The 11,807-nt window shown below is 34.7% G+C and carries 11 protein-coding genes; 10 read left to right on the forward strand and 1 reads right to left on the reverse strand.

Translation table 11 applies throughout. The features are described from left to right. The first annotated feature begins 21 nt into the window (after positions 1-21). Together NST91_RS14965 and NST91_RS14970 are read left to right on the forward strand one after the other, a co-directional pair. The gene (locus NST91_RS14965) at positions 22-1,215 is read left to right on the forward strand and encodes an iron-containing alcohol dehydrogenase (RefSeq protein ID WP_445724491.1); all 1,194 of its coding nucleotides are present in this window, start codon (positions 22-24) and stop codon (positions 1,213-1,215) included. After that, positions 1,212-2,204 carry an NADPH:quinone oxidoreductase family protein gene (locus NST91_RS14970; RefSeq protein ID WP_341331793.1) on the forward strand — a complete coding sequence of 331 codons (993 nt, stop codon included), beginning with the start codon at positions 1,212-1,214 and terminating at the stop codon, positions 2,202-2,204. The genes NST91_RS14965 and NST91_RS14970 overlap by 4 nt, the downstream gene beginning before the upstream one ends. A gap of 72 nt (positions 2,205-2,276) precedes the next feature. Here the strand turns inward: NST91_RS14970 and NST91_RS14975 are convergent, their stop codons facing one another. Further along, positions 2,277-2,840 (reverse strand): OsmC family protein, encoded by a 564-nt coding sequence (locus NST91_RS14975; protein WP_341331794.1) that lies wholly within the window; start codon positions 2,838-2,840, stop codon positions 2,277-2,279. Positions 2,841-2,986: 146 nt separating this feature from the next. Between NST91_RS14975 and NST91_RS14980 the strand changes: the two genes are divergently transcribed. The 8 genes from NST91_RS14980 to NST91_RS15015 all read left to right on the forward strand — a co-directional run bounded on the left by NST91_RS14980 (position 2,987) and on the right by NST91_RS15015 (position 11,804). Beyond that, positions 2,987-3,919 carry a sigma 54-interacting transcriptional regulator gene (locus tag NST91_RS14980; RefSeq protein WP_341331795.1) on the forward strand — a complete coding sequence of 311 codons (933 nt, stop codon included), beginning with the start codon at positions 2,987-2,989 and terminating at the stop codon, positions 3,917-3,919. 28 nt (positions 3,920-3,947) lie between these two features. Continuing rightward, complete coding sequence (locus NST91_RS14985) at positions 3,948-5,366, forward strand: sigma-54 interaction domain-containing protein (RefSeq protein ID WP_341331796.1); 1,419 nt, start codon at positions 3,948-3,950, stop codon at positions 5,364-5,366. Positions 5,367-5,532: 166 nt separating this feature from the next. Beyond that, positions 5,533-7,050 carry a class I adenylate-forming enzyme family protein gene (locus NST91_RS14990; RefSeq protein ID WP_341331797.1) on the forward strand — a complete coding sequence of 506 codons (1,518 nt, stop codon included), beginning with the start codon at positions 5,533-5,535 and terminating at the stop codon, positions 7,048-7,050. Positions 7,051-7,174: 124 nt separating this feature from the next. Next, on the forward strand, positions 7,175-8,455 hold the full coding sequence (locus tag NST91_RS14995) for an ABC transporter substrate-binding protein (RefSeq protein WP_341331798.1): 1,281 nt from the start codon (positions 7,175-7,177) through the stop codon (positions 8,453-8,455). Positions 8,456-8,520: 65 nt separating this feature from the next. Beyond that, positions 8,521-9,393: a branched-chain amino acid ABC transporter permease gene (locus NST91_RS15000; RefSeq protein ID WP_341331799.1), complete on the forward strand. Its 873-nt coding sequence runs from the start codon at positions 8,521-8,523 to the stop codon at positions 9,391-9,393. A 3-nt stretch (positions 9,394-9,396) separates the two neighbouring features. After that, the gene (locus NST91_RS15005; RefSeq protein ID WP_341331800.1) at positions 9,397-10,398 is read left to right on the forward strand and encodes a branched-chain amino acid ABC transporter permease; all 1,002 of its coding nucleotides are present in this window, start codon (positions 9,397-9,399) and stop codon (positions 10,396-10,398) included. Continuing rightward, positions 10,373-11,098, forward strand: coding sequence for an ABC transporter ATP-binding protein (locus NST91_RS15010; protein WP_341331801.1), 726 nt, complete (start codon positions 10,373-10,375; stop codon positions 11,096-11,098). Before NST91_RS15005 ends, NST91_RS15010 begins: the two co-directional genes overlap by 26 nt. A gap of 1 nt (position 11,099) precedes the next feature. Beyond that, positions 11,100-11,804 carry an ABC transporter ATP-binding protein gene (locus tag NST91_RS15015; protein WP_341331802.1) on the forward strand — a complete coding sequence of 235 codons (705 nt, stop codon included), beginning with the start codon at positions 11,100-11,102 and terminating at the stop codon, positions 11,802-11,804. Positions 11,805-11,807 lie beyond the last annotated feature (3 nt).

Genomic DNA, 11,807 nt, shown 5'->3' on the forward strand with positions numbered 1-11,807 from the left:
ATATTGATTGGAGGTATTACTGTGGATTCCTTTTATAGTGTTTTCATGCCAAAAGCAATCTTCTATGGTAGAAATTCCTTTATGAAGGTTGGCGAAGTAGTAAGTGAAAGAGGAAAAAGAGCTTTAATTATAAGTGATAAAATTATGGATAAATTAGGATATGTTAATCAATGTCAAGAATATTTACATGAATCAGGTATATCATATTCTACGTTTTTAGATGTAAACTCTGAACCAACTGACAATTATGTCGTTAAAGCATTAGAGTTGTTTTCACAAACAGATTGTGATGTAATCGTTGCTTTAGGTGGAGGAAGCTGTATTGATACAGCTAAAGCGGTGGCAGTTCTTGCTAAAAACGAAGGGGATATAAGTGAATATATTGGCAACAAAAAAGTAGCAAAAAATGGAGCGACACCACTTATTGCTATCCCTACAACTGCTGGGACAGGTTCAGAGGCAACAGACGTAACGGTAATTACAAATACAGAGACAGATGTTAAGATGATGATAAAACAACCTGCATTTATGCCTGATGTAGCAATTGTTGATCCACTGCTAACCTTATCATCACCAAAAAATATAACAGCAGCAACTGGTGTTGACGCGCTTACACACGCGATTGAAGCTTATATTTCAAAACGTTCTCATCCGCTTACCGATACGTTTGCTTTATCTGCTATTAAATTAATCTTTGATAGTATCCAAAGAGCCTATCAAAATGGAGAAGATATTGAAGCAAGGGAAATGATGTCGCTTGGTGCTTTAAAAGCAGGAATTGCATTCTCTAATTCTTCTGTTTGCTTAGTACATGGGATGTCAAGGCCAATCGGAGCTATTTTCCATGTACCACATGGGGTCTCAAACGCCATGTTATTACCTGCAGTACTTGAATTTAGTATGGACGAATGCTATGAAAAACTCGCTGAAATCGGAAGATACTTAAATCCAGAAATGAAAGGGCTTGCAAAAAAAGACATCGCAATAAATCTGGTTCGTGAGGTGAAGAGGCTTTGTATGAACCTCAATATTCCTAATATGAAAGAATGGGGTATCGATATACAAGCAATGAATAAAGTTGTAAAGAAAATGGCGAAGGATTCTTTAGCTAGTGGAAGCCCTGCGAATAATCCTAAAATCCCTACAGAAGATGAAATAGAGAAGTTATACCAAATTTGCTATAACTACAACATGAAGGAAGAAATTCAAATATGAATGACACTTTTAAAGCTTTTATTGTAGATAAAACGGAAGCTCTATTTACCAAGGGAATTCAAGAGATTACATTGGATAAACTCCCAGAAGGTGACGTCATTATCCGTGTTAAGTACTCAAGTATCAATTTTAAAGATGGATTGGCGAGTATTCCGAACGGACGTATAGTCCGTTCTTATCCATTTATTCCTGGGATTGATTTATCAGGTATTGTGGTATCTTCTGAGTCCGAGAAATTTAAAGTTGGTGACAGCGTATTAGTTACTAGTTACGACTTAGGTATGACCCATTTTGGTGGATTTAGCGAGTATGCGAGGGTTCCAGCGGAATGGGTAGTACCATTGCCTAGAGGACTAACATTGAAAGAGTCAATGATATTTGGAACAGCAGGTTTTACTGCTGCATTATCGATTCAACGCTTACTGGAATCTGGTTTGACTCAAAAAGATGGACCTGTTCTAGTTACAGGTGCAACTGGCGGAGTAGGAAGTATTGCGGTAGCAATACTTGCAAAACTGAACTTTCATGTAGTAGCAAGTACTGGTAAGGAAAGTGAGCATGACTTTTTACGAATGCTTGGTGCAAGTGAAATCATTTCACGTGAAGATGTTACTCCTAATGAAGTAAGACCATTAGACAAAGAACGTTGGGCAGGCGCTATTGACCCTGTTGGAGGAAATACACTAGCTTCAATTTTAAGTCATTTGAAATATGGAAGATCAGTGGCAGTAAGCGGTTTAACTGGGGGAAATCAGGTTAATACAACTGTATTTCCATTTATTTTGAGAGGGGTAAATATTCTTGGTATTGATTCCGTACTCTGTCCAATGGACACACGGGTGAAAATATGGGAAAAAATTGCAAGTGACTGGAAACCAGAATCACTTTTAGAAATTGTTCAAGAAGTGTCTTTAGAAGGACTTGAAGGGGAACTGGATAAAATTTTAAAGGGGAAATTAAGAGGTAGAACAGTAGTAAATTTAAATTAGGATTATACAAAGAGTGTTGATAAATCATACTCAACACTCTTTGTAATTATTATTTAATAAATATCAATTCTCTTATTCTTCTATTTCTAAATCACAAATTACATTAATTGGATTTGAAATAGTAGCTCTGTTAGGAGATGTTTCAATGACTTTTTGGTGAATGCTTTCAAACTGTTCCCTCGTGCCATCTCCTTTAACGCGGATTGTATATTTTACATCTATAAATCCAATTGGAGAGCCTGGATTCACCTCTGTAAAACCTCTTAAATCTAGATCAGCTTCAAGGTCCACCTCGAGTTTTTCGAGAGTAATACCTAATACTGAAGCACCTACAGTATAACCAACTAGAATACATCCTCCCATTCCACCAAGCAAATATTCTTGTGGAGTCGGATTTGTATTTTCACCTAAGATTTGTTCAGGTTCATCAATAATGAATGAAAAATTACGATTAAGCTTTTCATTACCTAGTGTAATACCAGTAGTCGTCACTTTTGATTTCGTACCACCCAGCCATTCTAAATTAACCTTGTAATTGATCATCCCGTTTTCTGGGTTAATTGCAATATCTTTTTTGAAATCCTGTAGTCCTTTAATATTTATTCCGTTTCTTAATAGTGCAGCATTTTTACTCATTTGTTTTAGCTCCCTTTCACAGAATATTATTTACATTTTAAATTTTACATCACTTTAGAAGGAAGTAAACACAATGAAAACGAATAGTTTAATAAGAATAGTTTCCACTGGAACGTTTAGTTTCCAAAACGAAGGGTGGGTACAAAATGATTGATCAAAAATACTATATGCACAATAAATATCGAAGTATAGATATGAAGATTTGTATAGAAAAAGCGGAATCCCTCGCAAAAAACAACAAGGAAATTTTGATATATGGTGAAGAGGGCACCGAAAAGGATTTACTTGCAAGAATTATTCATAACCACGGAGAGAATAAAGGCAGTCCTTTTGTATCAGTTAATTGTTCATTTATGCCAGATTCCTTATTTAATTTAGAGTTATTCGGAAAAAGCAAGGAAGAACCAGGGTTACTTCAATTAACAGAAGATGGAACAATCCATTTAGAAGAAATATCGGACTTATCCCTTTTTTCTCAAGCCAAGTTAGTAGAAACCTTAAAAAATCGAAGTTTTAGAAGAATCGGTGAGTGTTATGACAATAAAGTAAATTGTCGTATCATCACTTCTTCTAAAAAGGATTTACTTCAACTAGTAAATGAAAATAAGTTTAATTTTGAACTGTTTTATTTAATTAGTGTGTTCCCTATAAATATTCCTCCACTGCGCAAGAGAAAGAAAGAGATTTTGTCTCTTGCAAATTCATATTTAGACGAGTATAACAAGTCGCACTTATATAATAAAAAATTCCTACATCCACATACACTAAAGCTACTTCAAAGTTACGATTGGCCAGGAAATACCATTGAGTTACATAATGTTATTTCAAGAGCCATTCACTATTCATCAAGTAATGCAATAAAGCCTGAAGATATAACCTTTGTAAATATAAAGTCAATTGAGAATGCACAATGTTCTGGTTCTTTAAAGGAGCTTATTCAAGCATATGAAAAAAATATTGTTGAGCAAGCGCTTAGAAAATACAAATCCGCCCGTAGAACTGCCGATATGCTTGAGGTTAGTCATACTACTATATTAAAGAAAATTCAAAAATATGGATTAGAGGCATACATCTCATGAAAGTAACTGTTATATAAAGTTAATTATTATGAAAGAGGTGTGGAAAATTCGTATTCAAGATTATGATATTAAGCTTAACCTATTTGAAACAACATTTGAACTTTGTTACGATCCACTATTCGTTATAGACAAAGATGGAGTTTTTTTAAAAGTAAATGAAGCTTTCTCTAGATTTTATGGTTATCCCCTAAAAGAAGTAATCGGGAAAAAAATAGATGATTTCTATGATCTAAAAGGTTTCTCCACTATTACAGCAAAAAAAGCAATTGAAAAAGGGATGAAGGTAACTGAAAAAGAATTGACTAATTCTAATAGGAATATTGTAGTAACAGCAATACCAGTGTTTGGAGAAAAAAATGACGTAGCACAAGTGGTTTGTAGTATAAGAGACATCACTGAAACGCTTAATAAGACATCCAATACAAGAGAAGATAATCATGCAACAATAAATCAAGATATTCATTTAGGGTTAGAAACTACACTAGATGACATACAGAAAGAGATTGTTGTTAACAGTCAAAATGTAAAGGATGTATTCCAACTAGGCAAGAGAGTAGCTAATGTCGATTCAACAGTATTTATTTTAGGGGAGTCGGGGGTTGGAAAAAATATTTTGGCACATACAATTCATCAACAAAGCGGGCGATCCAACGGTCCATTTATAGAAATAAATTGTGGTGCAATTTCGGAAACGCTTTTAGAATCAGAATTGTTTGGTTATGCCCCAGGTTCATTTACGGGTGCAAAAAAGGATGGAAAAAAAGGGCATATTGAAATGGCACATAAGGGAACCATTCTGTTAGATGAAGTTGGTGAAATGTCTCAATCCTTACAGGTAAAACTTCTGCACTTCTTACAGAGCAAAAAAATCACCAGAGTTGGAAGTTCCACCCCTATTAAAGTAGATGTTAGAGTAATAGCGGCAACCAATCGGAATGTCGAGCAATTAGTTAAAGAAGGAGAATTTAGAGAGGATCTATACTATAGATTAAACGTGGTCCCAATATACTTACCACCTCTTAGAGAAAGGGTAGATGATATTGAACCACTTATTATGTTTTATTTACAAAAGTATAAAGATTTATATGGAATTAACAGAAAAATATCTGATAAAGCTTTAGCGAAACTAATACAATATTCGTGGCCAGGCAATGTACGTGAACTGCAAAATGTAGTAGAAAGATTAGTAGTTACAACCCTTGAAACGACAATTTATCCAGATGACTTACCAGAAAATATTTTAAATCATGCAAATAACGTTTTAGAAATTAGTTCAGGTACTGTATTATCTAGAAGTGCAGAAGAACGAGAAGCACATACAATAATCTCTACATACCAAAGATATCAAAGTACTTATAAAGCTGCAAAGGCCTTAGGCATGAGCCAATCAACATTCTTTAGAAAATTACGGAGCTATGAGAAGAAGTATGGCAAAGTACAAACATAAATTTTAGTTTATTATGAATTATTAATGAATTAAAGAGACTTAGTTTTAATTCATTTGAATTAATGTGTGAGACATATATAAAGACAAATTCAATAAAAATAGAGGATTACAGGTTGGCACGGTACTTGCAATATATAAAAGCAAATAGACTAAAGGTGTGATGCTAATGGGCATGAAAATTAATACTTGGTTAACAGAAGCTGCAATTAAAACACCACATAAAAAAGCTTTGATAACTAAAAGTGGTTCTTACTCTTATCGTTGGATAGATAAAATGTCAAATATATTTGCAAATGATTTAATAAATAAGTTTCAAGCTAAACCAAATGACCGCATTGCTCTCGTATTATCGAATGATGTTCAATTTATAGTAGCTTATTATTCTATTTTAAAAATTGGAGCAGTGTGTGTACCGATACATCATTTACTTAAAGATCAAGAAATTGAGCATATATTGTATCATTCTGAATCAAATCTTTTGATTTCAGAATTATCCCTCTTCAGTAGCGATTCAAAAGGGAAGGACTTTCAATTTACAACACATAACATTGTAAGCGGTTACCCAAGTGAAGTTGAGCTGATTAATCCCTTTTCATTATTTAAAATAAATACTCACTATTCTCCGACTAGTCAAAATGAAGGAGATGATGCAGTAATCTTTTACACTTCTGGAACTTCTGGTACACCAAAGGGAGTTATTTTAACTCATGAAAATATACTTTCTAAAATGAATCCCATAAAACAGGCTATTAAATTTTCTTCTGAAGATAAACTGCTCACTGGCCTTCCTTTAGTTTATGTATATGGCCAAATTATGGCATTAAATTTCATTGTCTGGTGCAATGCATCTTTGATTTTACTTGAAGAAGATGAAAAAGAGCAGGACCTTATTTGGGGAATCGAAAAGCAGGGAGCTACTGTAATGATGAGTACTCCAACTACTTACTATAGGTTAAATAATTTTCTAAAACAAATGGATAAAATTATTACTCATAATCTTAGATATGGCATTACAGGTGGAAGTTCTTCATCCATCAAACTTAAACGGGAATTTGAAAAATACTTTAACGTTCAATTACTAGATTCATATGGACTTACTGAAACTTCAGCTAGCATTATCATGGAATACACCGATTTACACCACAGGAAAAAGGGATCGATAGGAAGAGCTCTTTCAAATCACCACATCCAGATTCTTGATGAATATGGTGTGGTTCTCCCACCAGGCCAAATTGGAGAAATAGCAATATCAGTTCAATCAAAATCGGTTATGAAAGGTTATGTTAAAGAAGAGATTTTTCAAAATAGAAGTTTAGTTAAAGGCTGGTTTTTAACTGGGGATTTAGGTTACCAAGATATAAGCGGGAATTTTTTCATAGTTGATAGGAGAAATGATATTATTCAGACTTTGGGATTCGTTGTTTCTCCCCGTGAAATTGAAGAAGTTCTTTTAGAACATCCTAGTATTCAAGAAACAGCTGTAGTAGGTATTCCCGACGAAGAAAAAGGAGAAGTAATAAAAGCTTTTATCATGATAAAGCAAGAATTTTATTTAACCGAACAAGAAATCAATAACTTCTTAATGTCTCGCCTTGCAAAATTTAAAGTGCCTGAAATAATCGAGTTTGTTGATGAGCTCCCGAGAACCAATTCTGGGAAACTACTAAAAAGGTTATTAAGGTGAGAACCAGTTTTTAAAACAGTGTACTAAATCAAACAAAAAACTAGGAAATTTGAGCATTCTTTTGAGACCTTTATCCAGGATAACAGAATGTATGCTCTTTTCAAATAATTAAAGGGGGAATTCTATGAAAAACCGTAAGAAAGTAGGGTTTGTTGCTTTATTAATAAGCTTGGTGCTGTTGTTTGCAGGTTGTTCATCTGATAGTTCGGGAGGAGATAGCAAAGGAAAGTCAGGTGACACAATCAGAATTGGGGTATTATTTCCATTAACTGGACCACTTGCCCTTTTAGGAAACGATTCATACGATGCTGTTCAAGTTGTTGCAGATATGGTAAATGATGAAGGTGGAATCAATGGAAAAAAAATCGAATTAGTTAAAGCTGATGCACCAGATGCTACAGCGGCAGCTAATGAAGCAAAAAGACTAATTGTTAATGAAAAGGTACCAGCAATTCTAGGATCATACTCAAGTGGAATTTCAATGGCCGCTACACAAGTTGCCGAGAGAAGTAATGTGGTTTATGTAGAGGCAAATGCAGTTTCAGATGAAATTACCGAAAGGGGCTTCAAAAATATCATCAGAGTAACTGAAACCGCTTCCATGATGGGAGTAAGTGCTGCAGAATTTGCCAATGATGTCATTTCTCCAAAGTTAGGAATTGATGCAAAAGAATTAAAGGTTGTTGTCATGCATGAAGAATCTTCATTCGGTACATCAGCAGCAAAAGCTATTGAAAAACATGCTGATGAATTTGGATTTAATGTACTATCTATTGATAGCTATAATTCAACAACAAATGACTTATCTTCAACAATTCACAAGTATAAAGAATTGGATCCTGACATAGTTTTTGCTGCCTCTTATATTAATGATGCTATCTTGTTTGTACAACAATCAAAACAACTAGACTTTAAACCGAAAGCAATTGTTGGAACTGCAGCAGGTTACGCATTAGCTGACTTTGCAGAAAAACTTGGAGACGATGCTGACGGAATCTTTGTTGCTGAAGCCCCTTCCCTACCAAATCCAGAATTACTTTCCGAAGAGGCTAAAGCTATACAAGATGAGTTTTTGGAACGCTGGCATGAGATTAAAGGTACTGAGCCAACTGGATTAACGTGGAGGGCTGTAAATGCAGCATGGGTCCTATTCCACGAAGCATTACAAAATGCTGAAAGCCTTGATTCAAAAGGTATTAAAGAAGCCTTGCTGAATATCGATATTCCCGAGGGTGGACTTCCAAATGGTATCGGAGCCAAATTTAATGGCCCTGATGAAGACCATGCAGGACAAAATAACAGAGCAAAAGCAATCATAATGCAGTGGCAAGATGGTGATTTTAAGTTAGTCTGGCCAGATGAGTTTGCCAATACCGAACCAATTAAAATTCCACTTTCAAATTAAATAATAGGGGTCTATAGAAGTATAGACCCCTATTATTTCAACAAAAAACAAGGGAGGTATAATATTTGATTACACAGTTAATACTAGGAGGCATTTTGCTTGGTGGAGTCTATGCCCTGATGGCTATTGGACTTACATTAATCTTTGGCGTTATGAGGATTGTAAATTTTGCGCATGGTGAGTTTGTCATGTGTGGGATGTACATCGCATTCTTTTTATATTCTACACTACAAATCGGACCATACTATGCCATTTTAATAGTAACGCCGTTGATGTTTGCGATTGGTTGGTTATTAAATGAAATACTGATAAAGAGATTAATAGGAGCAGAACATGTAACACAAATATTTGTAACAGTAGGATTAAGTATGATGCTAACGAGCGGTGCTCTTATGATATTTAGTGGTAACTTCCTTCGAGTACAAACTCCTATGACAACAAAAGCCCTAGATATCGGTGGTGGAATATTAGTAGGTCTTCCTCAACTTATAGCCTTTGTGATCTCTATGATTGTAAGTGCCTTTATGTTTGTATTCTTAAAACGAACAATGATTGGTAAAGCGATAAGGGCCACAACTCAAAATCGTATGTCCTCGACTCTAATGGGTGTTGATATTAAAAAAGTCTATGCATTTACATTTGCAATTGGTACAGCATTAACAGGCTTAAGCGCTGCATTATTGATGCCAATGTATCCAGTGTTTCCGACAATCGGAGTAAATTTCGTATTAATGACCTTTGTAGTTGTTGTTATGGGTGGGTTAGGTAGTATTCCAGGAGCACTATTAGGTGGATTAATAATTGGAGTAATTGAAACAATTAGTGCGTATTATATTGATCCAGGTTGGAAACAAGCTGTTTACTTCTCGGTATTTATTTTATTATTGGTTTTCAGACCACAAGGGTTCTTTGGGCAAATCGGAGCAGAGGAGCTGTAGTTTATGAAAAATAAATTATTAGATATTCCTAAAACTTATTACTTTTTTGGAATTTTATTTTTGCTTGCTGTTTTTGTGCAAGGTGATTTTATACTGGATATTATTACAATGACCTTTATATGGGCTGCCCTGGCAAGTGCTTGGAATATTTCTGGTGGTTATGCAGGACAATTTTCCTTAGGTCATGCTGGATTTTTAGGAGTAGGTGCATATACATCTACACTTCTATATATAAATTTCGAGGTTTCTCCATGGTTTGGTATGATACTCGGTGGAATAATAGCTGCATTGTTTGCTCTACTTATAGGTGTTCTATGCTTTAGATTAAAGGGACCTTTCTACACATTAGCAACGATTGCTTTCGCCGAACTTGTCTTTATTTCATCAACACAGTTAAGAGATATCACAAATGGCTCAATGGGTCTCCAAATTCCATTTGAAACAGGATTTATTAATTTTGTTTTTGAAGATGCAAATACCTACGCCATATTAAGTTTTATTTTAATGTTTGTAGTGTTTTTAATTTCATCTTATATAAAAAATTCAAAAATTGGATACTATCTTATTGCAATGAGAGAAGATCCAGATGCTGCAAGTTCTCTTGGAATCAACATAAAATTTTTGAAGCTATTTGCAACTAGTTTAAGTGCATTTTTAACAGCTATCTGTGGAACATTTTTAGTTCAATATATTCTTTTTATTGAACCTGCAAACTTTTTAATGCTTTCAATTTCGATAAAAATCGCAATGATTGCAATTGTCGGAGGTATGAATTTACCAATTGGCCCAGTTCTAGGTGCAATTTTACTTACGCCACTAGAGTTATTACTACGTGGATATACATCAGAAATTGCAGGACTCCATCTATTCATATTTGGTTTAATCTTGCTACTCGTTGTATTAGTTCAACCAAAAGGATTAGCTGAGATAAGTTGGTTTAAAAATAAGAAGGTTTTACGATGGAATGGGGTGAAGCAAAATGAAACAAAACGAGACATTGCTTGAAGTAAAAAAATTAGGGAAACGATTCGGTGGTAACTGGGCAATCAAAGAGGTTGATATAACAATCAAAGAGAATGAGATTATAGGTGTGATTGGGCCAAATGGTGCTGGAAAAACAACATTATTTAATATGATGACAGGTTTTTTAAACCCAACTGAAGGAGAAGTTTTTTTTAAAGGTAAAAATATTACAAAATTATCATCCCATGAAATATGTAAAAGTGGAATTTCAAGAACATTCCAAATAGTCAAACCTTTTGGCGGGCTATCAGTTTTAGATAATGTAATGATAGGTGTTCTTAACAAAGAAAACAACATAAGTAAAGCAAGGGAAAAGGCAAGAGAATATATCGATTTGGTAGGACTAAGTCCATTTATAGACCAACCGGCAAATTCATTACCATTAGGTAATAGAAAGCGCTTGGAGGTTGCGCGTGCAGTCGCTACAAATCCAGAAGTCATTATGTTAGATGAGGTAATGGGTGGATTAAACGACGATGAAACCATAGAAATGATGGAAATTATTGGAAAATTGCATAAAGAAGGGCTAACTGTATTATTAATAGAACACAATATGCACGCACTAATGTCACTGTCTGAAAAAGTTGTTGTGCTTTGCTATGGAGAAAAACTTGCTGAGGGAACGGCAGAAGAAATTTCTTCAAACCAAAAAGTGATTGATGCCTATTTAGGGAGTGATTAATTTGCTGAAAATCGAAAATTTAGATGCCTATTATGGTGATTTACAAGCAGTAAGAGGCGCTCATCTTGAAGTACACCAAGGTGAAATTGTAGCACTACTAGGTGCAAATGCAGCAGGAAAATCAACAATTGTAAGAGCTATATCAGGTTTAATTGACCGAGTAGATGGCCAAATCAGTTTTAAAAACAAATCACTAAATGAATATACGGCGCATCAAAGGGTGGAAATGGGAATAGTACAGGTGCCCGAGGGTAGACAGCTTTTTCCGTTTTTAACTGTAAAAGAAAATCTTGAAATGGGAGCCTATACAAAACGAGCTCGGGCTCAAAAGAACGAAAATATAGAAAGGGTTTTCAAACTATTTCCTCGACTTAAAGAACGTGAAAAACAGCTTGCTAGTACTATGTCCGGTGGTGAACAACAAATGTGTGCGATCGGCAGAGGACTAATGGCCATGCCAGAAATCATTATATTAGATGAACCAACTCTAGGACTAGCGCCTTTATTAGTAAAACAGATATTTGAAATAGTTGAAGAACTTCGTGATATGGGGATGACTGTATTATTGATTGAACAAAATGTACGTCAGACCTTAAAAATTGCAGATAGAGCGTATATGCTAAGCAATGGAAAAATCGTTACTGAGGGAAAAGCTGAAGAACTGTTGAATAGTGAAAAAGTAAAAGAAAGCTACTTGGGTATTTAATAT

It is taken from the genome of Ferdinandcohnia sp. FSL W7-1320, from assembly GCF_038050315.1.
Classification (GTDB): Bacteria; Bacillota; Bacilli; order Bacillales; family Bacillaceae_L; genus Ferdinandcohnia; species Ferdinandcohnia aciditolerans.